Source organism: Niveispirillum sp. KHB5.9 (genome assembly GCF_048066115.1).
Lineage (GTDB): Bacteria > Pseudomonadota > Alphaproteobacteria > Azospirillales > Azospirillaceae > Niveispirillum.
The window spans coordinates 630,696-655,082 of the sequence record NZ_JBLTYX010000001.1; the positions used below are offsets into that span (position 1 = coordinate 630,696).

Genomic DNA, 24,387 nt, shown 5'->3' on the forward strand with positions numbered 1-24,387 from the left:
TTCAATCCGGCCGTGTGAAATCCGCGCCTGAAGCAAACCCTTTGTGTACTCGGAGCAGGCCATCCACCCACTCCGAAACACTCCATTTTTGTTTTGCACAGCGTTTCACGGGACCTGTTCATTCGGAGCAGGCAGCCGCCGTACTCTGAAACATCCCCCTTCAACGTTGCATTCCGTTTCACAACGCCCGACTTTTCGGAGCAATCACCCTACCCGCTCCGAACGCTCCCGATCCGTCACCGCCTTCCCTACGACGCCACCATCCCACCGGGACAGGGCATCGCATGGAAGGCGTCCGTCAACTCACGCCACCTCACCCACCGCCACCTCCCTCCGCCCAAACCACCCCCTTACCCGCCCGATCCCCCGCTTGGCATCCTCCACCAGCATCAGCAGGGCCGGCATCAGCAGCAGGACCAGCACCGTGGCCGTGCCGATGCCGAAGACGAAGGTGATGGCCATGGGCACCAGGAAGGCGGCCTGGAAGTCCGTTTCGGTCAAGAGCGGCAGCAGGCCGAAGATGGTGGTCAGCGAGGTCAGCAGCACTTGGCGCAGCCGTTCGGCCGCCCCATGCACCACGGCGCTCTCCACCGCCTCCCCGTCCTTGATGCGGTCATCGATGCTGCTGACCACCTGGATGCTGTCATTCACCAACACGCCGGCCATACCCATGATGGCGATGTAAGACCAGATGGTCATGTCCGCCCCCATCACCCAATGGCCGAAGATGGTGCCGGCGATGGAGAAGGGAATGATCATCAGCACGGCGAAGGGCCGGGCGAAGCTGCCCATGATCCAGGCCAGGACGAGGTAGATGGACAGGAAGGAGACACCCATGCCCATCATGAAATCCGACCAGAACTCGTCCTCCTGACGCGACCCGTCATTCTGATCCTTCTTGACGCCGTACTTCTCCATGATGGCGGGCAGGTGGTTCTTCTCGATATCGCTGCGGATTTCGCCGCCATTGCCCTTCAGATGGTCGACCTCGGCGAAGATGGAGACGGTGCGGCGGCCCTTGGAGCGCAGGATGCGCGACAGGCCCGGCCGTTCCGACAGTTCCACCACATCGGCCAGCGGCACCTGCATGCCGGCCGGCGACCGCAGCTTCAGGTTGGCCAGCAGCGCCTCCGTCTGGTCCGCATCCGGCAGGCGGACGCGCACCGTCACCTCCTCGTCCCCATGGGCGAAACGCATGGCGATGGCCCCGTCCATGGCATCGCGCAGCTGGCGGCCGACATTCTCCGTGGTGAAGCCCAGGGCCTCGCCGCGCGGGGTGACCTTGACCACCAGTTCCGGCTTGCCGGCCGGCAGGTTGTCGCGGGCCCCGCTGACGCCGCCATAGGTCATGATGATCTTCTTCAGCTCCTCCGACGCGGCCTTCAGCACATACGGATCGTCATGGACCAGGCGGAAGCCGAAGCCGTCGCCGCCGAAACCGTCCTGCTCGGTGGAGAAGATCACCTGGTCGATGCCGGGCTGCAGCTTGGTCTCCGCCTCCCACTTCTTCATGATGTCGGGCAGGCGCTGGTCGCGGTCGTCGGCGACCGAGAATTCGACATTCATCGAGCCGATATAATCGCCCACCTGTTCGGGCAGATTGTTGCCGGTGGTGACGCCCAGCTTGCCGAAGGTCATCTTGACCAGCGCGCCCCGCGTCAGACCATAGGCGGCTTCGACGCGATAGAGGGCGGCTTCCGCCTCGTCGATCTGCCGGGCCACCACCTCCCGCGGCGTGCCGGGGCTGAACAGCAGGTTCAGCTGGGCCTGATGGCCCTCCGGCTGCGGGAAGAAGGCGAACTTCACATGGCCGCCGGCCTGCAACCCGATGGCCAGCGCCATGATGGTGACGGCCGCCGCCACGGTCAGGCCGCGATTATGCGTGGCCCAGGCGATGGCCTGGGTGAAAGGGCCGTCGCGGAACCGGTTGAACTTTTCCTCGAACGAAACGCGCAGCTTCGACGGCGGCGACTTCTTCCCCTTCTCCAGCGCGTGGCGCATGTGCGAGGGCAGCATCAGGAAGCAGCCCAGCAGCGAGGCGATGATGACGGCGATGGAGATGGCGGGCAGCGGCATCACATACTGCCCCGTCGTCCCGCTCATCATCAGCATGGGGCCGAAGGCGGCGATGGTGGTGATGGCGGCGGCGGTGACGGGCCAGAACATGCGCTGGGCGGCGCGTTCCACGGCCTTGGCCGGCTCCATCCCCTTGTCCATCAGGGTCTGGCCATATTCGGCCACGACGATGGCATCGTCGCAGATGATGCCGGTCATCATGATCAGGGCGAACAGGCTCATCACATTGATGGACTGCCCGATCAGCACCATGATGGCGAAGGTGACCAGGAAGCTGACCAGGATGTCGATGGCGATCCAGAAGGTCACCCAGGGCCGCAGGAACACCACCAGCACCGCCATGACCAGCACCATGCCGCCCACGGCATTGTCCATCAGCATGCCGATGCGGTCTTCCAGCGCGTCGGAATTGCGGTCATAGCTTTCCACCGTGACGCCGGGCGGCAGGGTCGGGCGCAGCTTCTCCAGATAGGCATCCACCCGCTGGGTGATCTCGATCAGGTTGCCGTTCTTGGAGGTCTGGAGCGACAGGTTGATGGCCGGGTTGCCGTTGCGCCGGCCGGTGACGCCGCGATCATCGAAGGCATCGCTGACCTGGGCCACCTGCCCCATGGTGACGCGGCGGCCATCGGCATCGGTGCGCAGGGTCAGGCCAGACACGCCGGCGGCATCATCCTGGCGGCCCATGGACCGCATCTGTTTCTCGATATTGCCCGACAAGGTGCCCGACGGCACGTCGGTCGATGCCTGGGCCAGGCGCTGGGCTACGCTGCCCAGCGTGGTGTCCAGTCGCTCCAGCTCCGCCGCCGGCACCTCCACCCAGATCTCCGCCCCGCGCATGCCGGTCATATAGACCCGGTCCACGCCCTGGCCGGTGACGCCGTCGCGCACCTGCTTGGCCAGGGCGCGCAATGCCGGTTCCGGCAACGGCCCGGAAATGGCCAGTTCCATCAGCTCATCGGTGATGGTGAAGCGGTTGATGACGGGCCGTTCGGCACTCTGCGGCAGGGTGGTGATATTGTTGATGGCGCTTTCGGTTTCCGACAGGGCCTTGGCCATGTCGGTGCCATGCTTGAAATTGATGAACATCTGGCCGATGCCTTCGCGCGACCGGCCGGTGACCTCGTCCACCCCTTCCAGGAAGCGCACCTCGCGCTCCATGGCCTCGATGATGGAGCGGTCGATATCGTCGGCCGATGCACCCTGCCAGACGACACCGACATAGATGCCCGGCACGTCGAAGTCCGGTTCCATCTGCCGTTCCAGCTTCTGCAACGCCCAGAAGCCGGCGATCATCATCATGATCATCAGGATATTGGCCGCCACCTTGTGGCGGATGAAGGTGCGGATCACGCCGGCGCTGCTCATTCGCTCTTCTCCCCGGCCTGGGCCTTGTCTTCCTTGGTGGCGACCTGGGCAGCCGGTTTCTCCTCGCGGAAGGAGACCTTCAGGCCGGGCCCGATCTCCTGGAACCTGGTGGTCACCACCTTGGCCCCGTCGCTCAGCCCCTTGTCGATGAACACGGCATCGCTGGTCCGGGCCACGACATGCACCTTGGTGCTTTCCAGCCGTCCGTCGGCATTGGCGACATAGACCGTGTCATTGCCATGCACCGCCGTCACCGGCAGGCGATGCACGCCGGCATAGGCACGGTCGGGCAACCCGACCTCCACAAAGGCGCCGGGGCGCAGCGGCTGATCCAGGCTCTGCGCTTCCAGCCGCACGAAGATGGTGACGCCCCCCGTGGCCGTGTCGATCCGGTCGATGACGCGTTCGACCTTGGCCGGATAGGTCATCCGCTGTTCACCCAGCTTCCAGGTCACCAATGCCTGCCGGCCCACCACGCCCTCGCCATCGGCGGCCAGGCGGCCATAGGCTTCGGTGGACAGGGTGACGCGGGCCTCCAGCCCCTCCGTGCCCGACAGCAGGGCCACGCGGTCGCCAGCCGATATGCGCATCCCCGTCTCCGCCGCCGTCTGGCCGACGAAGGCGTCGAAGGGCGCGGTCAGCTTGGTGCGGGCCAGATCGGTTTCCGCCCGGTCCAGGGCTGCCTTCAGCCGGTCGATCGCCGCTTCCTGCTGGCGCACGCGCGCACCGCCGGCCTGGGACCCGTTCTCCATGGCCGCCAGGGTCTGGCGCTCGGCGGCCAGAGCGCCTTGCGTCTGTTCCAGCCGGGCGATGGAAATGGTGCCCTTGTCATAGAGGGCCTGGGCGCGCTCCTGCTCGCGCTCCTTGATCGCCAGCTGCTGCCGGGCCAGTTCGGCCCGCGACTTCTCCGCCGCGGCACTGGCGCGCAGTTCGTCCAGGCGGGCGCGGGCCTCGGCCAGCTGGGCGCGGGTCTCGCGCACATTCAGCTCGTAATCCCAGGGGTCGATCTCCAGCAGGGTCTCGCCGGCCTTGACCAGGCCGCCATCGCGCAGGGCCGGGGAAACGCTCTTTACCGTGCCCGCCACCAGCGGCCGCAGTTCCGCCGACCGGCCGGCGACCAGCGTGCCCATCAGGCTCATCTCCGGCCGGTGGTCGGCGCGGGCGACGCTGACCGCATCCACGGCCCAGACCCGTTCGGGCCGATCCTCCCGCGCCACTTCCGGCTTGCTGGCCACCATCAGGGTGAAGCCGCTGACGCCGAGCAGCAGCACACCGCCGATGGCCGCCGCACGCTTGGTGCGCGGACCCAGGGCCGACCATTTCGGCAGCCGTGCGCTCCGCAGCCGGTCCGTCCAGCCGCGCAGCGCCCAGTGCCGCCCCATCTGCATCACCGCGACCTTTTCCATACCCGTCCCCCGTCTTCGTACCATCGCATCGGCGGGCCGCACCTTCCCCGGTGCCGGTCCTGCCATTGCGGGGGCCAATTGCAGCCGGCGTGCCAGCGCACGGAATGGCGGAAATGCTGGGGATGATGTTCGGAGTCATGGAGAAGCAATGGTTTGGATCGACACATTTTCGCCGCTTTGACGATTGATCGCCAAATTCGCCGCAAGGATGGTGTGGATGCAAAACGGGCCGGAAGGGTCTTCCCCTCCGGCCCGTGCAGCTTGCCAGTCGGTGATATCAGAACCGGACCTTCGCCCCCGCCGTGAAGTAACGGCCACGCGGATCATCACCCAGCGCGAAACCGTCACGCAGGCCGGCGCGGGTGCCGTTACCGGAGAAGGCGCCGATTGGCGGCGTGGCATCGAACAGGTTCTGGACATTGCCATAGACCTGCAGATTGCCGAACTCGGTCTTGGTGTCCCAGGCGATATTGATGCTGGTCGTCGCGAAGGAACCGATGCGGTTCTTCACCCAGACCTGGCTGGGATCGCCGCCCAGCTTCATGGCATTGCGCCGGCGTTCCATGATGTCGATGGTGACATTCTCCACCGGCTGGAACCGCAGGAAGGCGGAGATGCGTACCGACGGGGTCGCCGCCATGCCCAGCGGGCCGAAGGCGGCCCCACCCTGGTCCAGCGTCGCCACATCTGGCTGGCGGTAATAGACATGCGGCGGCCAGGCGGCCAGGATGCGGAACAAGGTCGGCCGCTCGAACAACTCCGCCGTGTAGTTCAGCTCTGTGTCGATGCCCCAGGTCTCGATCTCCGACAGGTTGATGTTCCTGGTCAGCCAGCGGGTGACGGCATTGCACCCGATCTGGGGGCTGCCCGTCAGCGTCCCCTCCGCCGGCGGGCAATGTACAGAAGCGGAATTCAATCAACCCTGGCTCGACCGCGGGGAGAAGTCGAAGACCCTGCTGGCCGCCAACTGGCTGGCGCTGCACAGCCGCATGGCCGAGACCGTGGCCACGATCGGCAAGGCGGTTCACCAATCTCATGGCACGTTCGGGCTGGTGGCGGCATCGTTCGGATTGAACAGCTACGCCGTACTGAACGATACGGTCCTGACGGTGGATGCGGAGCCGGCCTTCAGTGTCGTGGCCCGCGACAATGCCGCCGCCACGCGCACCGCCATCATCCATACCATCGCCAGCGCGTCCAGCACGCTGGAGGCACAGGCGCTGTATGAGCTGAACCCGCAGCCCGACGTGGCCGCAGCCACCAGCCGGCTGGCCTGGGCCAATTCCCCGCCCCCGCCGCATGGGCAGACGGTGGCGACCCGCGCCCCGGAGAATTTCCACTGGATCGATGCGTCCAACCTGGCCGCCGCCCCCCAGGCCGTGCGCGACCGGGTGGCGCCCTGGGTGGCCCAAGGGTACCGCGTCCTGACCCCGACGGCGGCGGATCTGGGGCCGGGCCGGGACAAGACCCGCTATCCCAACCCGGCGACGCCGGGGTCGGAGGGGATGCCGCCGCAGAGCTCCTTCAATTGCTGCTGGGTGCAGACCATCGGCGGCACACTGATCGCGGTGCGCGACGATGCGATCTCCTACCTGACCCTGGGTCCATCGTCAGGGGGCCTGAAGGGCGGCAGCGGCGTCAATGTCGGCCCGACCCTGGGTCGGCTGGATCCGGCCGACGCCTCGGCCGACCATGTGCGCAAACAGGCCGAGGAAAGCCTGCTGAAGACCGATGTCGACCTGCGCAGTGGCGATCTGAGCTTCAGCCCGCCCGCCGATATCAGCGTCGGCGGCAGCTTCCCCTACGGGCTCGAGTTTCGGCGGACTTGGCGGGGCGGCCATGGCGGCAGCCCCGGCCTGGCGCCGGGCTGGTCGCACGGCCTGGATATCCGCCTGTCGGAAGGCAGCAGCGGCATGGCCGGGCTGGGCCGGACCGCACCCGTGCACGGCTCGGCGGGCCTGGCCTATCTGACGGCGCTGCTGGAAATGTTCCGGGGCGGCGTGACGCCGGACCGGCTGCTGGCCGGCGCCGTGGCGGGCGACTGGTGGCTGCGCCGCATGGAGACCAACCTGGTGACGGTGGTCGGCGGCGACGGCAGCGGCGTCAGTTTCGTGCGCCGGTCGGATGGGGGCGGTTTCTTCCCCAATGCCGGCGGCGGCGACAAGCTGGAGCAGACGGGCCAGCGCTTCCTGGCCGATCGCGGGCCTACCGACAACTTGCCCACCTTCTGGCGCTACCGCAACGACAACCTGTCCTACAGGCGGACCCTGGCCGACGGGTCGGAACAGACCTTCACCTGGAAGGACAGCTGTCCCTTCGCCCTGGCAACGTCCGGCCATTGCACGCTGGAATGGCCGGACGGGCTCTACATCAAGGACTGGATCTTCAAGCACGGCATGAAGGTCTTCTGGACCTATGACAGCACCAGCAACCAGCTGAAGCGGGTGGCCAACAATCTGGGCCGTGGGCTGGACTTCACCTACAGCGTTCCCGCGTCCGACCAGACGATCATCAGCGTGACGGACGGCAACGGCCGCCATGTGGGCTTGCGCAACGACTACGCGACGTCGCAGGGCGCGCAGGATTTCCGTGCGCTGCGGCACGCGCGCCGGCTGGTCGAGGTGACGAACCCCGCCGGCGAGAAGATCCATTACGCGCAGCGCGACGATGCGCAAACCATCGCCGAGGACCTGCTGCACGGGTTGCCGTTGCTGTCGGTGACGCGCGACGGTGACGCCTTCGCGGCGCTCACCGTGACCTACGATCCCTGGCGGCGGGTGGCCACCCTGGCCAACGCGACGGGGGGCCTCAGCCGCTATGCGCCGGGACCGCGGGCCGGATCCTGGAAGGATGCGGTGGGATCGGTGCGGGAGACCTGGTTCGACGAGCGCGGCCGGCCGGAGCGCAATGTCGACCCGCTGGGCCGGGAGACACGCACGGTCTATGACGGGCTGGGCCGGGCGGTGCGGCAGGTGGATGCCGCGGGCGGCGCCGTGGAGACCGAGTATGACGCACGCGGCAACGTGGCGGTGCGCCGGCGCGTGGCCCGTCCCAACTCGGCCCTGGCGGCCGACGACAAGACCCGCGCGACGGTGGAGCGGACCACCTGGCATCTGAAATGGAACAAGCCCGTGACGGTGACGGACGCGCTCGATGCCGTCACCACCTTTGTCTATGATGACGACACGGGCGTGCTGAAGCAGGTGACGGCACCGGCGGCGGTGGATGCGAGCGCCGTTGGCACGCCCATGGTGTCGGCGGTGACGCGGCTGGAGGATTACGACGCGTTCGGCCGGGTGCGGCGCCTGGTGCATCCGGACGGTCGGGTCGACACCTACAGCTACGCCCCCGCATTGGAAGTGATGACCGCGTCGGTGCAGGATGCGGGCGGTCTGAACCTGACCACCTCCTATGCCTGGACCCCGTCCGGCGATCTGGAGCGGCTGACCGACCCGCGCCTGTTTGAGCGCGGTGCGGAATATGATGCCGCGCGGCGGCTGAAGGCCATGTCCCTGCCGGGCGGCGGGCGGATCGAATGGGATCGCAACGCCAAGGGCTGGGTGGAGCATGTGCGCCGGGCGGTGGACGCGGCCCACACGACCTGGGCCGATACGGGCTTCGGCTATGACGATGACGGCCGCGTCACCGCCGTGACCGACCCGCTGAACCGTATGACGGTGACCGAGTATGACCTTGCGGGCCGGCCCAAGCGCCTGACGGACCCGTTGGGGCGGGTGAGCGAGACGGTCTACGACGCGGCCGGCCAGGTGGAGGCGGAGAAGGCGGCGGTCGGGACCGACCTGGCGCAGGAGAGTGCGCGCTACACGCGCTATGCCGACGGTCAGGTGTCGACGATCACCGACCCGCGCGGCCATGTCCTGCGCCATGGCTATGACGGGTTCGGGCGGCTGTCGGCGCTGACCCATCCCGATGGCCCGAAGGAACTCTACGGCTACGACGCGAACGACAACCGGACCAGCCTGACACAGCGCGACGGGACGGTGAGCACGACCGCCTATGACAAGCTGAACCGGCCGACCGGCGTGACGCGTCCCGGCTTGGCCGTCGCGGGTTATGGCTATGACCGGATGGGCCGGGTGGTTCTGGAGAGTGCGGGCGCCGTGCCGGTGCGCCGCCACACCTATGACGGGGCGGGCCGTCGCCTGAGCTCAACCATCACCCTGCCGCGTCCGGCGACGGGTGTGGCGGGAGCCGCACCCAGCGTGGTGATGGCGTTCGAGCATGACAAGTCTGGCAACCGGACGAAGGCGACCTGGTCCGGGAGCCAGGTGCCGTGGGAGCATGATGGCTTGAACCGGGTGACGGCGGTGCGCCTGGGCCCGGATCCGCTGCCGGTCGAGGTGGCCAGCCATGTATACGACGTGCTGGGCCGGCGGACGGACACGGTACGGGGTGGGGCGAGCAGCCACTACGACTACGACCTTGCCGACCAGCTGACGGCCCTGTCGCATGGCTGGCCGGGCGGCGGGCTGGCGGCCACCTACCATTACGACGCGGCCGGGCAGCTGGACTGGGAACGGCTGGACAACGCGGCCTTCCGGCGGGAACCGCCGCCGACCCTGTCCAAGACCACCACCTACGACCCGGCCTCTTCGATCAACGCCCTGACCAAGGTGGACGGGGTGGCGCAGAGCCATGACGGGCGCGGCAACCGCACCGGCGCCGCCACCCGCACCTGGCGCTATGACAGCCGCAACATGCTGACCGGCGCCAACGCGCCCGGCATGGCGGTGAGCTACGGCTATTACCCCGAGGGCGGGCGGGCCTGGAAACAGGTGAACGGGGTCACGACGCTGTATCTGGAGCTGGACGGCATCGAGTGGGGCAGCTACGACCCCGCTGGCCCGCTCAAGGAACGCACCATCCGCGCCTCTGGCACTGGCGGTGCGGTGGTGGCGGTGCACAGCCCCACCGGCGGCCTGATCCGCCTGCTGCCCAACCGCCAGGGCAGCGTCATCGGCTGGCTGCGGCCGGACGGCAAGCTGGGCGGGGCGTATACGTATGATGCCTATGGCAACTCACCCCAGGCGGGGGCGGCGGGGCCGTCCTTCCGGTATGCCGGGATGCGGTATGATGCGGAAACCGGCCTGTACCACACGCCCAACCGGGCGTACGATCCCCAGTACGGGAGGTGGATGCAGCTCGACCCCATCGGCACCAAGGACGGGCTCAACCGGTATGCATACGTCCGGAATTCGCCCGGCATGGGTGTCGATCCAAGCGGTTTGGCGTGTTTCTGCGGGACGTCGCAAGACGACCGCATGGCCGCAACCGGCATACAGGTTGGCGTTTATATTGCCCGATCCGAAACCAAAGTGGATGACGCTATCGCTCTAGGCACTGTCGCTGTTATGGCGGCTCCGGTTATACTGGAAACGGCTATCGCTGTCCGTCTCTGGGCTTTGACGAATGCAGACAAAGCGATGGTGCTCACAGCAGGTGCGGCTGAAGGTATTGCTCCTGGGGCGGGTGGCGTCCTCGGTGCTGGTGCTGTGGCTACAGCTGAACGAATAGGCGCGGCAGCTTCTGAAAGCGTTGTGCTTTATAGAGGTATTGATTCTACTCATCCTGGATTTGCAAACGCACTTAAGGGTATAGCGGAACCCAGAAGCGGAAATGCTTCAATAACTCAGCACGTCTTTGGTAACAGAACGGCTTCTGGATTTACATCTTGGACTAGCGACTTTTCAACGGCTGAGTATTTTGCTACGAAGGAAAGCGGCTCGGGGGTTGTTCTTTCAAGTTCTTTTAACAGGGGGAATTTGATAACATCTCCCGGCAATTCTGCTTGAATGGAAGACGCAGAGTTCTTAGTTGAGGGGGCTGTCACTGGGGCTGATACAATGAAGGTGCCGGCATGGTGAATGAGGCTGAGGATTTACTGTTAGCACACATAAACGATGAGGTCTTTTCATCTGTCATCAGGTGCGCCATTAATATTGTCAGAGAGACTTCTCATCTGGAAATGGATCCACCACCCGAAGGATACTCCACCTCATTTTCTATAGTAAGCCTTTATGAAGGTAGAAAAAGCCGAGGTGGCGCCAAGAATGTAATTGGACTGGATGAATCCATACAGTCTATGAAAAAAGAAAATGTAAATGTAAATTCCATTTATATTTTAACAGATCGTAATATTATTATGTTAACATTTTCTGAAACAAAGAAACTTTTGGGTGTAATGATATTCGATAAGGGATGAAATCAATTTTATTGCGAAATTATTGAAATCAGAGCACATATTAAGTCTGATTAGTAGAAATTGATCACCAAACGCAATCATCAGCGCTGAAGGAACGCACCATCCGGGCCGGTGGCGCCATCACCATCGCGGTGCAGTCCCCTGCGGGCGGTCTCATCCGGCAACTGCTCAACCGCCAGGGCAGCGTGGTCGGCTGGCTGCGGCCGGATGGCAAGCTGGGCGGGGCCTATACCTACGACGCTTATGGCAACTCCCCGCAGGCGGCGGCTGCCGGCCCGTCTTTCCGCTATGCCGGGATGCGGTACGATGCGGAAACAGGCCTGTACCACACCCCAAACCGCGCGTACGATCCCCAGGACGGGAGGTGGATGCAGCTCGATCCCATCGGCATCAAGGATGGGCTGAACCGGTATGCCTATGTGAGGAACTCGCCCTATATGGGCGTGGACCCGACAGGGCTGTATGTCGATCCGATGGGCAACTGGTATCCATGGGGCGAGGTCGAACGGGGGTTTGACTACAATCCGCTGGAGCATCCCGTCGCCACGGGCGCCATGATGGCAGCCCCCCCTGATCGCAGCGGGCGGCCCAGGCGCGATGGCGTTGGTTCTTGGGAATGCGGATAAAATTACCGCCGCCGCTGCCATCGCGGGTGAAATCGTAGCGCCTGGGGCAAATACAGGTATGCTCCTGGGCGCGGGTACGCTCGCTGCCGGCGCCGTTGGGAAGTTGGCGGGGGTTGCTGATGAAGCAGCATCTATGGCGGGAAATGTTGGGAATTTCACCCGCAATCTTGAAGCGGCTGACCTTGGGGTCAAAGGCACACTTCAAGAACTCAGAGGTGCATTTACGATGAATGAAGGAGCCGCAACAATTAAAGTCGATATGATTAGAGGAGAAATAAGAAACCCCCTTAATGTTGTTGGGAATATGATGGAAACTGCTAAGGCAAATGGGGCGAATAGTCTTCGCATCGAGGGAACTATAGCAAATGAACGGCTATATGGTGTATTGGAGCAGAGATACGGCCTCACATCAAGCGGCTCTGTAGATTCAATTGATATTCCGATAAGGTGAGATATGTACGCGCAGATACGAGCTCACCGTATTCTCTCAAAGCTACCCAACTTTGAGAGAATACAATCGGATGAAAATTGCTTTATCTCAGATAGAGATATCGATCTTGGCGTGATAATTGGAGTGTATCATAATACAGATTTAGATGGTGAAGATGTTCATGTATTTTCCGATGGCATTCGTTGGAAAACGGGAAATAAACTGTATAATGTTAAGTACAGAGAGATTCTATCTATCGATTTGGAAAATAAAAAAGATAGCAAAGCATTAGTATTGCATCTTATTAATGGGAACAATGTTTATGTTCCAATCAATGGGAGAAGAGGGAATTTCTTTGATGTAATGGAGGTATTAAGATTTTTTGAACGTGTATTAAATGATACCAGGGGTGCGTGATTTATATTCACAAAACACCCTGCGATAATAACTGGAGCCGCGCCATCCTACCACCGCCGTAATGTGCGGGCGCCGTGCCGGTGCGCCGCCACAGCTATGACGGGGCGGGCCGGCGCCTGACCTCGACGATCGCCCTGCCGCGCCCGGCCACGGGGGTGACGGGTTCGGCGCCGACGGTGGCGATGAGCTTCACCTATGACGAGGCCGGCAACCGCACGGGGGCGACCTGGTCAGGAGCCACGGTTGGCTGGCGCTACGACGGCTTGAACCGGGTAACGGGTATCGACCTGGGGGCCGAGGCGGTGACGCGGCACGCCTACGACCTGCTGGGCCGCCGCACGGCCACCATGCGCACGGACATCGCCCATGGCGGCGCCGGCAGCACCTATGAATATGACATCGCGGGCCAGCTGAAGGAGCTGAAGCATAGCTGGTCGGGCGGCAGCCTGAAGGCCAGCTATGGCTATGACGATGCCGGTGCGCTGGTGTCGGAGGCGTTGGACAACAGCGCCTTCCTGTGGCAGCCGGCCCCGACGCTTTCGAAGACCACGAATTACGACCCGGCCTCGCCGATCAACGCCCTGACCAAGGTGGATGGGGTGGCGCAGGTGCATGATGGGCGCGGCAACCGCACGGGGGCCGCCACCCGCACCTGGCGCTATGACAGCCGCAACATGCTCACCGGCGCCAACGCGCCCGGCATGGCCACGACCTATGGCTACTACCCCGAGGGCGGCCGGGCCTGGAAGCAAGTGAACGGGGTCACGACGCTGTATCTGGAACTGGACGGGGTGGAGTGGGGTGCCTACGAGGCAAACGGCACGCTGAAGGAACGCACGATCCGGGCCAGTGGCACCGGCGGTGCGGCCGTGGCGGTGCAAGCCTCGGCTGGCGGGTTGATCCGGCTGCTGCCGAACCGCCAGGGCAGCGTCATCGGCTGGCTGCGGCCGGACGGCAAGCTGGGCGGGGCCTACACCTACGACGCCTATGGCAATTCCCCACAAGCCGCTGCGGCCGGGCCGTCTTTCCGGTACGCCGGGATGCGGTTCGACGCCGAAACGGGCCTGTACCACACGCCCAACCGGGCGTACGATCCGGCTGACGGGAGGTGGATGCAGCTCGATCCCATCGGCATCAAGGATGGGCTCAACCGGTATGCCTACGTGAAAAACTCGCCGGTCATGGGGGTCGATCCAAGCGGGCTTAAGTGCCAACCTACAGTGAACGGCATTCAGTGCACGGTTGATAAATTCTACGTCGAAGATAAAAACGGCAAGAATGGTTTGCGTGAAGTGTCTCGTAGCGATCTTTCACCGAAACAAAGAGACTCAATCATAAGGCTGGAAGGCAATATGACAGAAGCTCATAGAAATCTTTCGGCTCATCCGAATAGGGAAGCAAAGCTCTCCATTCCAGAGACTCCAGGCGTAGAGGTTCCCGTGAACGCAAAACAAATTGCCCAACTCATGGGACGCAGGACCCATGTTTTCGCATTCCAAGATCGAAAAGTAGATAAAGATGGAAAAATCTACAATATTCCAGCAGTCATAAAAGATGATACAATAACATTTTTCAATCACACAAACGCCATGAGCGATAGAGATCAACAAATTACATACGTTCACGAGAATTTTCATGGAAATGGAACTGCCACCGACATAAGGTTGGCGAGAGGACACATGGGTTATGAACCGTTCGCAACTTCACACCAATCCCCCTTCGACAACGCCGCAATAAAGCTGTTGGGCTTTAAATGAAACGCCATATATTTTATTTCCTGACTTTTGTCAGTTCAGTATTCTTGGCTTACGAAGCTGCGCCTCCCTATCCAGGGGCGACGCAAGTTCCCCCTTATCCAGGAGCGGAAGATAGAATAATATATCGTAACACGAAATTTGGAGCCAATTTGTATGTCGATAGAATAGAGGAAAAAAAGGACGGTCTAAAAGTAAAATCATACGTTGGTCAAACCAACACATCAAGCGATGTGAATATTAGTTTCGCAAGCTGCACAAACGAAAGCATATACTGTGTATTTTTCGACTTTGACGGCATGGCTGTTCCTGCCGGTGAGATACAAGTTGGCCAGACGTTGAAAAGCGGCCCGGTTAAATTAGAGGTGAAGTCATGTTTAAATTTCGAGAACAAATGTAGAAGATTCTACATTGTATCAAAATGCCTTGCGTACAATGCTGAATATAAATGCTCTAATGCCCAACATCAAGAACAAAATATTATTGAAATTAGATCAATTCATATGGTGTATGATCTCGAAATGGGGGTATTGGCATTTGGATACTCGAGCAAATTTGAAGATTATGATTTGAATTTAATCAAAGAACATGAGGCATTAACTAAAAATGGCTTCCTAAGTGAGGGATTTAGGTAAGTTTCCCCATAAAGTTTATAAAACCATTTGATAATAACGTCTCTCATTTTACGAGAACCGGACGGAGTGGGTCTATGATCCGCTGGACCGTGCGATCCGGGTGACGGCGCCGTGGGAAGCCGGTCGGACGCGCGTGTCGGAGGTGGTGTACGACATTGCCGGCCGCAAGCGGATCGAGCGGTCGGCGGTGGGCACGGAAGTGCAGCAGGACAGCGCCACCTACACCTATTACGACGACGATACCGTCCGCACCATCACCGATCCGCGCGGCAATGTGCTGACCCATGCCTATGACGGTTTCGGCCGACTGTCCGTGCTCTCCTATCCGGACGAACAGTCGGAGAGCTATGCCTATGACGCCAATGACAACCGCACGGGCTTCACCCAGCGCGACGGGACGCTGAGCACGACGACCTATGACGCGCTGAACCGGCCTGAGAAGGTGAAGCGTCCCGGCCTGCCGGACACATCCTACGGGTTGGACATAATGGGCCGTGTGGTGGCGGAGAAGGCCGGCACGGTGCTGGTGCGCACCCATGGCTATGACAGTGCCGGGCGCAAGGTCTCGGCCAACGTGACCCTGCCCCGGCCCGCCACGGGCGTGACGGGTTCGGCCCCGACGGTGGCAATGGGCTTCACCTACGACGATGACGGCAACCGCACGGGAGCCACTTGGTCGGGCGCGACGGTGGGCTGGCACTATGACGGCCTGGGGCGGGTGACGGGTATCGACCTGGGCGCGGAGGCGGTGACGCGGCACGCCTACGACCTGCTGGGACGGCGCACCGGCACCACGCGCACGGACATTGCCCATGGTGATGCCAAGAGCAGCTATGAATATGACATTGCGGGCCAGTTGAAGGAGCTGAGGCACAGCTGGTCGGGAGGCAGCCTGAAGGCATCCTATCGCTATGACGATGCCGGTGCGCTGGTATCGGAGGCGTTGGACAACAGTGCCTTCCGGTGGGAACCGGCGCCAACGCTGTCCAAGACGGTGAGCTACGCCCCGGCCTCGCCGATCAACGCCCTGACCAGCGTGGACGGGGTGGCGCAGGTGCATGACGCGCGCGGCAACCGCACGGGGGCGGCCACCCGCACCTGGCGCTATGACAGCCGCAACATGCTGGTGGGGGCGAACGCGCCGGGCATGGCCGTGACCTATGGCTATTACCCGGAGGGCGGGCGTGCCTGGAAGCAGGTGAACAACGTCACGACGCTGTATCTGGAACTGGACGGGATCGAGTGGGGTACCTACGACGCATCAGGCACCCTGAAGGAACGCACCATCCGGGCCTCGGGCAATGGCGGTGCCGTGGCGGCGGTACACAGCCACACCGGGGGCCTGATCCGCCTGCTGCCCAACCGGCAGGGCAGCGTGATCGGCTGGCTGCGCCCGGATGGCAAGCTGGGCGGGGCGTATACTTACGACGCTTATGGAAACAGCCCGCAGGCAGGAGCGGCCGGACCGGCTTTCCGGTATGCTGGGATGCGCAACGATGCAGAAACAGGCCTGTACCACACGCCGTTCCGGGCGTACGATCCAGTCGATGGACGATGGATGCAGCTTGACCCGATTGGCATCGAGGATGGGCTGAACAGATATGCCTATGTTAGAAACAATCCTGTTAATTTTATTGATCCATCTGGTAAAAGAGTTGCTGTAACATGGCATCATGTTCTTTTTGGCAATAATCATGCGGCTATTAGGATCACTCCAATTGACCAAGAAACCTATGTATCCGATCCACGATTCGCCAATATAGATGAAAATGGGAATAGTTATTCAGTTTTGAGCGCTGGACCTCAGTACAATGTACCCGGAATTTGGGGGAATTTAATCAGCAACATTAATCGAGATACTGATGTTGGGCCACAGACGGGTTCTGTAGACGTTCCGATGCCCGGAATGTTTGAAAATGAGAATTCATGGATAAATGCGTTGTTTAGTGCAGACAATAACTACCAAGATAATGTAAATTACGAGGCATTTCCTGGTCAGGACGATGATAATCATAACTCTAATTCCTATGCGGCTGGTCTATTGAGGGCTACAGGAGCCACACCTCCAGCGGTTGAATCTGTTCCGGGATACGAAAAGCCTGTTGGAATAGAGCATTTTCGTGTTGGTGATATCCGGGGTACGCTTGACCCAAATAGCGGCATTTTACGCGCACAACAAACACGCGCAACTACTAGAACGCGCATACCTCGCAGTATAAATACTTGCGTGGATACAAGTAAGTGCAGCAAATAACCAAATAGGAGGCTGGAATGAAAATTCCTAAAATTAACGTCAAAACTTTAATATACATGTACATATTTTGTATTTTTCTTTATGCGGAAATTTTGATATTTTTCTTTAGTCACCTGCCATATGAACACCCTTCTTTAATTTTTTATTGGATTATTGGGTGTCCACTTGTATTTATTACTAGCCAATTACGTAAATTGGTGTATTTTTTATCGCCAGAAATTATAGTTCTTCTGTCTTCATTTATATTATTACTGCTAACTAAGGCTTTTTTTAATTTTACACTATCTAATGACTACCCATCGACGGCCATAGCCCAAAGTAAGCCTGAACCTGACGACGGGTTTCACCTACGACGCGCAAAGCAACCTGACCGGTGTGACCAAGCCGCGTGGGGCCGTAGTGTACGCGGCCGGGCTGTGTGGCGTGCGCACCGACCCGCTGGTATGCCGCGCATTGAGGTCACGACATAGAAAGGGCGAAAAACCACGTTAAGCTGGCATCCCGGTAACGACCCGCGCTTTCGCCTCCCTGTCCCGCTTGACGATCCCCGCCACCGTGTTCTTGCTGAGCCCGAGTTCCCTGCCGATCAGGCCATAGCTGCCCATCGCGACCAGGGCCAGCACCTTGCCCCGCGCCCTGGCGGCGACCAGGCCCGACCGCACCCGTTCACGCAACAGGTCGCGCTCGAACTCCGCGATCCCAGCCAGGACCGTGGCCAGCATGCGGCCGGTGGCCGTGCCCAGGTCGAGCGCCATGCCGCTCATCGCGATCAGCGACACGCGGCGGGCCTCCAGTTCCCGCAGCATGTGCAGCAGGTCCATGGTACTGCGGCCCCAGCGTGACAGTGCCGTCACCAGCACGGCATCGATCTGCCGCGCCTGGGCCGGCGCCATCACCTTCTTCCGCTCCGCCCGGTCGAGCCGGGCGCCCGACCCGGTTTCCTTATAGATACCGACAACCTCGTATCCCGCCCGCATGGCCAGGGTCAGCAGATCCCGCTCCGGCCGCTCGCAGGATTGATCAGCCGTGGACACGCGGCAGTAGAGGACCACACGGTGTCCCAATTGAACCCTCCCGGCGGCACCGCCCTGTCGGCGGCAGAACGTCTGGGCCTTGTCGCGTATCGGACAGACATTGCTCCAACTGGGACGGAACCGCCATGCCGCGCCGCAGCGTGCTCACCGATGCCCAGGCCGAGGCGCTGTTCGCGCTGCCGACGACGGAGGCCGACCTGATCCGCTATTACACGCTCAGCCCCGCCGACATTGCTGTCGTTGCTCGGCGGAGGCGACCGCACAACCAACTGGGCTTTGCCGTCCAGCTCTGTGCGCTCCGCTATCCGGGCCGGCTGCTGCGACCCGGGGAACTGGTGCCTCCCCAGGTACTGTCCTTCGTTGCCGATCAGTTGGACCTGCCGCCCGACGCCCTGGCCGAATATGCCACCCGGTCGCAGACACGCTATGACCAGCTCGAAGCCCTGTATGCCATCTATGGCTACACCACCTTCTCGCAACCGATCCGGCGTGAGATCGCCAAATGGCTGCTCCCGGTCGCGCTGGTCACCACCAGCGGCATGGTTCTGGCGGGCCTGCTGATGGAAGAACTGCGGCGGCGGACGGTCGCGGCTCCTGCTGCCTCCACAATCGAACGTCTGGTGGCCACGGCCCTGTTGCAGGCCGAGCGCCATGTCGAAAGGCAGATCGATGCCGCCCTGACGGTGGAGCAGCGCGAGGGCATTGACGGGTTGCTGGTGGAACGCCCGGATACAGGTATGAGCCTGTTGGCCTGGGCCCGCCAGCCGCCCGGCGCCACGGGCCACCGCGCCATGACCCGACTGATTGAACAATTGTCCGTCTTGCGCACCCTCGGCATCGATCCGGCGATCCGGGAAAGCATCCATGCGGACCGTGTCCATCTCCTGATCCGGGAAGGCAGCCGGCTGTCATCCCAGCATCTGTCAGCCCTGGCACCGCTGCGCCGGCAGTCCATCCTGACGATGACCGTGCTGGAAACCATTACCCGGCTCACCGACGACATCATCGGCATGTTTGATCGTCTCATCGGCGGTCTGTTCCGACGAGCGGAACGCCGTGCGGTCGAGACGATCCATGCCAACAGCCGCGCCATGAATGACAAGGTGCGGTTGCTGGCCAGGGTGGGGGAGGCGTTGATCGATGCGCGCGGCAAGGGCACGGATGCCTTCGCCGCCATCGAGGCGGTCATTCCCTGGGAGAAATTCAAGGCCGCCGTGGCTGAGGCCGGCGAACTGACCCGCGATGACGGTACCGACTATACAGCGCTGGCCGCCACCAACCACGCTCTGCTGCGCCGGGTGGGGCCAATGTTCCTGGACAGTTTCAGCTTTCACGGTATCGCCGGCGTCGGGGCTCTGCTGAACGCATTGGCTCTGATGCGAACCTTCTATGCCGGATCCCGGCGGAATCTGCCCAAGGGTCTGCCGACTGGCTTCATCCGACGCACCTGGCGGGCGGCGGTGCTGCGAGATGGGATCAATGCACCCGCCTATGAACTCTGCCTGTTCGTGGAACTGCGTGACCGGCTGCGCGCCGGGGACGTCTGGGTGGCTGGCAGCCGACAATACAGGGCCGTGGAAGATCAACTCGTGCCCAAGACCCTATTCTCGACCATGAAGCTGGCCGGGCCGCTGCCGGTTGCTGTGCAGGAGGAGGCCATCGGATATCTGCGCGAGCGGCGGGAGCTATTGGAGGAGCGGTTGCGGCAAGTGGACGGGCAGGCCGCCAAGCAGTTGCTTCCGGATGTTAAGGTCAACGGGACGGCATTGAAAATCTCGCCGCTACAAGCCGTAACCCCGGAGGCGGCCGAGCAACTGGCCGACCGTGTCCAGGCGGTGATGCCGCGGGTGCGTATCACCGAACTGCTGGCTGAGGTGAACCGCTGGACCGGCATGATGGAGTGCTTCACCCATCCGCGCTCGCACCAACCAGGAGACGACCCACGTGTCACCCTGACAGCGGTGCTGGCCGACGCCACAAACCTGGGCCTGACGCGCATGGCCGAGGCCTGCAACGTCGCCACCTACCGGCAACTGGCTTGGGCGGCCGGCTGGCATCTCAGCGAGGAGAATTACGGCCGTGCCCTGGCCCGCGTCACCGCCGCCCAGCATGCACACCCCCTGTCCGCCTGGTTCGGCGATGCGTCGGTGTCCAGCTCAGACGGCCAGCATTTCCCGCTGGGTGGCCAGGGGGAGGTCGCGGGCGCCATCAATCCGCACAAGGGGTCGGGACCGGCCATATCCTTCTACACCTGGATTTCCGGCCGTTATGCGCCCTTCCACACCAAGGTGATTTCGGTCTCGGAGGGGGAGGCTGCTCATGTTATCGACGGGCTGCTCTATCATGGCGGCGAGGTCCACATCTCCGTCCACCATACGGATGGTGGTGGTGTCTCCGACCATGTTTTTGGCCTTTGCCACCTGCTGGGTTTCCGCTTTGCGCCGCGCATCCCCAACATCGCGAACCGCCGGCTCCACACATTCGGCCCGGCATCGACCTGGCCGGCGCTGGAACCCTTCATCACGGCCCGCATCGACGAGGCCATGATCTCGACCCATTGGGACGATCTGCTCCGGCTGGCAACCTCGGTGCGGATGGGCACCGTGCCCGCGTCACTGATGTTGCGCCGCCTCGGTTCCTATCCGCGCCAGAACGGGTTGGCCCTGGCGCTGCGCGAGGTGGGCCGGATCGAGCGCACGCTCTTCACCCTCGATTGGCTGGACGATCCGATGCTGCGCCGGCAGGCGACGGCGGAGCTGAACAAGGGCGAATCCCGCAACGCCTTGGCCCGCGCCGTCTGCTTCCACCGGCTCGGCCGCCTGCGGGACCGGACCCTGGAAAGCCGGCAGCACCGGGCCAGCGGCCTGAACCTGGTCGTGGCCTCCATCATCCTGTGGAACACGGTATACATAGACCGCGTTATCCGGTTCCTGCGCGGACAGGGGGAGGATATCCCCGACAACCTGCTGCCCTATCTGGCACCCTTGGGCTGGCAGCACATCAACCTCACCGGTGACTACCTTTGGGCTGAATCCGTAAAGCTCGACAAGGACGGCTACAGGATGCTGAGGACCCCAACCGAACGCCTCAAAACTTGATGTTCTCCTTTTGTCCGCTTAGCGTGGTTTTTCGTCCGTTCTATGTCGTGACCCCGTTATGGGCCTGTTCCGGCCCGCAATAATCCAGGTTCACGATGTCCGACGTGACGCGGCCATCCTTCATGGCCAGCGTCTGCGGATAATCGGCAAGGTTGGTGCGCAGGGTGATCTTCTTGGCAGCCATGATGGCTCTCCCTAAAGGCAATTGTTTTGCAGCCATCGGCGTTAGTTTCCAGCTCATGCCGATGGAGGCCGGCGACCGCCGGCCCGCGACCGCGTGGTCGCGTAAGACAAGCCGCCGGATGGCGGCGCCCGGCGCCTGAGGGCGCTTAACATCAAAGGCGCACTTCGATCAGCGACGGGCCGGGCGTGGCGTTGCAGCGCCCCATGGCCTGGAAGAACTCCTCGGCCGTGCCGACACTGACCGACGGCACGCCCATGCTTTTGGCCATGGCGCGCCAGTCGATGGCGGGCTTGTCGATATCGATCATGGCCAGCGCCTGCGGGCCTGGCGCGCCGAAGCCCATGTTGGCGTATTCGGCCTTCAGGATCTGATAGGAATTGTTGGCGAAGATGATGGTGGTGACGTTCAGCTGCTCACGCGCCTGGGTCCACAGCGACTGGATCGTGTACATGGCCGACCCATCGCCCACCATGCACACCACCCGCCGGTCGGGACAGGCCAGCGCCGCGCCGGTGGCCACCGGCGTGCCATAGCCGATGGACCCGCCCATGTTCTGGATCGTGTCATGCGGCACCGCACCCGCCGTATGCCCTATCGTCTCCCGCCCTGTGGTCAGGCTTTCATCCACCAGGATGGCGTTTTCCGGCATGGCGGATGCCAGCGCATGGGCGATGGAGAGCGGGTTCAAGGCACCCGACGGCGTGCCCTTATCGATGAAGGGCTGGCGCGCCGGTTTGATATCGCGCGCACCGACGGCATCGGCCAGCATCTCCAGCGCCAAGGCGCTGTCATCATCGGCGGCGGCCAGGCGATGCACCTGGCAATCCGGCTGCTTCAGCAGGCTGGGCTTGCCCGGATAGCTGAAGAAGGCGACGGGCTCGCCCGTCTCCACCGTGATGATGTGCTTGAAACCCTTCAGGAACTCCACGGCCTGCGGCACGGCATAGGGCAGCCGTTCCAGCGGCACCCGTCCCGCCCCATGTTCGATGCGCGAGGTGAAGAATTGCGTGCCGATGCGGGCGCCGGTCTTGGCCGCCACCTTGCCCGCCCAGTCCAGCGCCGGGCCGAAACTGGCGGTGCCGGCCAGGATGATGAAGGCGGGCTCGCCCGAGCACAGCACGGCGGCGATACGGTCCACGGCCGCGGCATCGGGCACACCCGCCGGGGCCACGCCGCTACGCGCGAAGCAACCGGGGGGCGCCGTGACCGGGCCCCAGGAGGTGTCGCCCGGCAGGATCAGGGTGGCGATCCTGCCCGGATGGGCACTGGCCTGTTCCACGGCGGCGACCGCATCGCCGGCCAGGGTGTTGGAGGAGATGGTGCGGCGGACCCAATGGCTGAGCGGCCGCGCCAGCCCCTCGATATCCGATGCCAGCGGCGCATCGTACTTCAGATGCGCCGTGGCATGCTCACCGATGATGTTGACCATGCCGCTGCCGGCGCGCTTGGCATTGTGGATATTGGCCAGACCGTTCGCCAGGCCCGGCCCCAGATGCAGCAGCGTGGCGGCGGGCTTGTGACGCATGCGGTACCAGCCGTCGGCGGCACCGGTGGCCACGCCTTCGAACAGGCAGAGCACGCTGCGCATTGGATGCCGGCAGTTTCGGCGCGTATTCGGGGCGCAGCAGGACGATGGTCGTCAACGCGCCGATGATCAGGAAAACCAGGATCACCTGCATGGGCAGGGCGTAGGAGCCGCTGACCTGCAACAGCCATCCCGACAGGCTGGCGGCAACCCCGCCCGACAGGCTGGTCGCCACCTGCTGCACGCCCGTGGCCAGGCCCACGGCGGGTGCGGGGATCAGGGTCAGGCGGCACAGCGCCAGATTGTTGGCCGTGGTCAGGCCCAGGAAGGACAGCGAGGTGACGTTCCAGAACAAGGCCGCCTCCAGGCTGTCCGTCGTTACCCCCAGCAGAACCGTGCAGGCGCCCAGGAACCCGGCGATGACGAAGGCCTTGCGCACGAATACCGGGTCATGGCCCCGCGCGATGATCCTGTCCGCCGCCCAGCCGGCAATGGCGGCCACGATGGCGATGCCGGCGAAGCTGAAGAAGGTGTAGAGCCCGCTTTCCTTCAGCGACAGGCCGCGTTCCTCCCCAGATAGGCTGGCATCCAGCTCATGCAGTAGAAGGTGAAATAGCCGTAGCAGAAATTCACGATCATCGTGCCCCAGATCAGCGGGCTGGCGATGATGGTGCGAAACGACACCGAAGAGGCCCGGCGCTTCACCTCCGCCATCTCATGCGCCTGGGGCAGGTCGTTCTTGACCAGGAACATCCAGGGCACCAGCCAGACCAGACCGATCAGGCCGGTGACGATGAACATCGCCTGCCAGCTTTCATGCACGATCAGCCAGGCGGCGACCGGCGCGCCGATGGCGGGGCCGAACTTGTTGCCCATGGCGAAGATGCCGACGGCGGTGCCGTTCTGCCCCTCCTTGAAATTATCGCGGATCCAGCGATAGCTGGCGGGCATCACGATGGCCTCCGCAGCACCCACGATGACGCGCATCAGCATCAGCCCGGCAAAGGCCGTCATCATCCCGGTCACGTCCGTGGCCACGCACCAGAGCACGAAGCACAGCATATAGGGCGTCTTCACCCCGTACCGGTCGACGATCCATCCCATGGGGATCTGCACCAGCCCGTAGGACCAGAAGAAGGCGGCATTCACCCAGCCGCGCCCCGTGTCCGACAGATCGAAATGCCTGACGAATTCGGCGTCGGCGACGGCGGAGGAAATGCTGGTCCGGTCGACAAAGGCGATCAGCACCCCAAGCGCCAGCAGCAGCACCGTCCAGCGCTTCACCGCCTGCGGGTCGGCACTGCCGGGACTGAGGGTGCCCGTATCCGTGCTGGCCATGTTTCCTCCAACAAATTCT

General features: G+C 62.6%; 16 protein-coding genes and 1 pseudogene. 9 read left to right on the plus strand and 8 right to left on the minus strand.

The window, feature by feature from the left end; translation table 11 throughout:
• Window positions 1-303: 303 nt before the first annotated feature.
• From ACM9HJ_RS02505 to ACM9HJ_RS02515, 3 genes are all read right to left on the minus strand, one after another.
• On the minus strand, window positions 304-3,444 hold the full coding sequence (locus ACM9HJ_RS02505) for an efflux RND transporter permease subunit (protein ID WP_416570097.1): 3,141 nt from the start codon (window positions 3,442-3,444) through the stop codon (window positions 304-306).
• A complete protein-coding gene (locus tag ACM9HJ_RS02510; RefSeq protein WP_416570098.1) occupies window positions 3,441-4,850 on the minus strand; it encodes an efflux RND transporter periplasmic adaptor subunit in 1,410 nt (469 codons plus the stop codon). The genes ACM9HJ_RS02505 and ACM9HJ_RS02510 overlap by 4 nt, the downstream gene beginning before the upstream one ends.
• Before the next feature lie 277 nt (window positions 4,851-5,127).
• Window positions 5,128-5,766, minus strand: a complete 639-nt coding sequence (locus ACM9HJ_RS02515) for a hypothetical protein (protein WP_416570099.1) — start codon at window positions 5,764-5,766, stop codon at window positions 5,128-5,130.
• Between ACM9HJ_RS02515 and ACM9HJ_RS02520 the strand changes: the two genes are divergently transcribed.
• From ACM9HJ_RS02520 to ACM9HJ_RS02555, 8 genes are all read left to right on the plus strand, one after another.
• Complete coding sequence (locus ACM9HJ_RS02520) at window positions 5,696-10,663, plus strand: RHS repeat-associated core domain-containing protein (RefSeq protein WP_416570100.1); 4,968 nt, start codon at window positions 5,696-5,698, stop codon at window positions 10,661-10,663. The genes ACM9HJ_RS02515 and ACM9HJ_RS02520 overlap by 71 nt on opposite strands.
• 65 nt (window positions 10,664-10,728) lie before the next feature.
• The gene (locus ACM9HJ_RS02525) at window positions 10,729-11,073 is read left to right on the plus strand and encodes a hypothetical protein (protein WP_416570101.1); all 345 of its coding nucleotides are present in this window, start codon (window positions 10,729-10,731) and stop codon (window positions 11,071-11,073) included.
• Window positions 11,074-11,204: 131 nt separating this feature from the next.
• Window positions 11,205-11,699, plus strand: a complete 495-nt coding sequence (locus ACM9HJ_RS02530) for an RHS repeat-associated core domain-containing protein (RefSeq protein WP_416570102.1) — start codon at window positions 11,205-11,207, stop codon at window positions 11,697-11,699.
• On the plus strand, window positions 11,671-12,150 hold the full coding sequence (locus ACM9HJ_RS02535) for a hypothetical protein (protein WP_416570103.1): 480 nt from the start codon (window positions 11,671-11,673) through the stop codon (window positions 12,148-12,150). The genes ACM9HJ_RS02530 and ACM9HJ_RS02535 overlap by 29 nt, the downstream gene beginning before the upstream one ends.
• 3 nt (window positions 12,151-12,153) lie before the next feature.
• Window positions 12,154-12,546 carry a hypothetical protein gene (locus ACM9HJ_RS02540; RefSeq protein ID WP_416570104.1) on the plus strand — a complete coding sequence of 131 codons (393 nt, stop codon included), beginning with the start codon at window positions 12,154-12,156 and terminating at the stop codon, window positions 12,544-12,546.
• 74 nt (window positions 12,547-12,620) lie between these two features.
• A complete protein-coding gene (locus ACM9HJ_RS02545; RefSeq protein WP_416570105.1) occupies window positions 12,621-14,303 on the plus strand; it encodes an RHS repeat-associated core domain-containing protein in 1,683 nt (560 codons plus the stop codon).
• On the plus strand, window positions 14,300-14,935 hold the full coding sequence (locus ACM9HJ_RS02550) for a hypothetical protein (RefSeq protein WP_416570106.1): 636 nt from the start codon (window positions 14,300-14,302) through the stop codon (window positions 14,933-14,935). The genes ACM9HJ_RS02545 and ACM9HJ_RS02550 overlap by 4 nt, the downstream gene beginning before the upstream one ends.
• A gap of 145 nt (window positions 14,936-15,080) precedes the next feature.
• Window positions 15,081-17,189 (plus strand): RHS repeat-associated core domain-containing protein, encoded by a 2,109-nt coding sequence (locus tag ACM9HJ_RS02555; protein WP_416570107.1) that lies wholly within the window; start codon window positions 15,081-15,083, stop codon window positions 17,187-17,189.
• 488 nt (window positions 17,190-17,677) lie between these two features.
• On the opposite strand, the gene ACM9HJ_RS02560 is transcribed toward ACM9HJ_RS02555, so the two are convergent.
• Window positions 17,678-18,253 (minus strand): recombinase family protein, encoded by a 576-nt coding sequence (locus ACM9HJ_RS02560; RefSeq protein WP_416570108.1) that lies wholly within the window; start codon window positions 18,251-18,253, stop codon window positions 17,678-17,680.
• 95 nt (window positions 18,254-18,348) lie between these two features.
• On the opposite strand from ACM9HJ_RS02560, the gene ACM9HJ_RS02565 reads away from it, so the two are divergent.
• Window positions 18,349-21,321: a Tn3 family transposase gene (locus ACM9HJ_RS02565; protein ID WP_416570109.1), complete on the plus strand. Its 2,973-nt coding sequence runs from the start codon at window positions 18,349-18,351 to the stop codon at window positions 21,319-21,321.
• Between the two features lie 40 nt (window positions 21,322-21,361).
• On the opposite strand, the gene ACM9HJ_RS02570 is transcribed toward ACM9HJ_RS02565, so the two are convergent.
• The 4 genes and pseudogenes from ACM9HJ_RS02570 to ACM9HJ_RS02585 form a co-directional block, all read right to left on the minus strand.
• Entirely contained in the window at window positions 21,362-21,505 is a 144-nt protein-coding gene (locus tag ACM9HJ_RS02570; protein WP_416570110.1) for a hypothetical protein, read from the minus strand.
• A 151-nt stretch (window positions 21,506-21,656) separates the two neighbouring features.
• Window positions 21,657-23,093: an acetolactate synthase large subunit gene (locus ACM9HJ_RS02575; RefSeq protein ID WP_416570111.1), complete on the minus strand. Its 1,437-nt coding sequence runs from the start codon at window positions 23,091-23,093 to the stop codon at window positions 21,657-21,659.
• Between the two features lie 19 nt (window positions 23,094-23,112).
• Window positions 23,113-23,679 (minus strand): annotated as a pseudogene (locus tag ACM9HJ_RS02580) (hypothetical protein); the annotation flags it as partial.
• Window positions 23,580-24,368, minus strand: a complete 789-nt coding sequence (locus tag ACM9HJ_RS02585; protein ID WP_416570112.1) for an MFS transporter — start codon at window positions 24,366-24,368, stop codon at window positions 23,580-23,582. The pseudogene ACM9HJ_RS02580 and the gene ACM9HJ_RS02585, both read right to left, overlap by 100 nt.
• Window positions 24,369-24,387: the final 19 nt, after the last annotated feature.

Coding starts and splice junctions, on each gene's coding strand:
- ACM9HJ_RS02510 (WP_416570098.1), bottom strand. CDS start 4,850: ATGGAAAAGGTCGCGGTGATGCAGATGGGGCGGCACTGGGCGCTGCGC.
- ACM9HJ_RS02535 (WP_416570103.1), top strand. CDS start 11,671: ATGGCGTTGGTTCTTGGGAATGCGGATAAAATTACCGCCGCCGCTGCC.
- ACM9HJ_RS02550 (WP_416570106.1), top strand. CDS start 14,300: ATGAAACGCCATATATTTTATTTCCTGACTTTTGTCAGTTCAGTATTC.
- ACM9HJ_RS02565 (WP_416570109.1), top strand. CDS start 18,349: ATGCCGCGCCGCAGCGTGCTCACCGATGCCCAGGCCGAGGCGCTGTTC.
- ACM9HJ_RS02505 (WP_416570097.1), bottom strand. CDS start 3,444: ATGAGCAGCGCCGGCGTGATCCGCACCTTCATCCGCCACAAGGTGGCG.
- ACM9HJ_RS02585 (WP_416570112.1), bottom strand. CDS start 24,368: ATGGCCAGCACGGATACGGGCACCCTCAGTCCCGGCAGTGCCGACCCG.
- ACM9HJ_RS02525 (WP_416570101.1), top strand. CDS start 10,729: ATGGTGAATGAGGCTGAGGATTTACTGTTAGCACACATAAACGATGAG.
- ACM9HJ_RS02570 (WP_416570110.1), bottom strand. CDS start 21,505: ATGGCTGCCAAGAAGATCACCCTGCGCACCAACCTTGCCGATTATCCG.
- ACM9HJ_RS02575 (WP_416570111.1), bottom strand. CDS start 23,093: ATGCGCAGCGTGCTCTGCCTGTTCGAAGGCGTGGCCACCGGTGCCGCC.
- ACM9HJ_RS02540 (WP_416570104.1), top strand. CDS start 12,154: ATGTACGCGCAGATACGAGCTCACCGTATTCTCTCAAAGCTACCCAAC.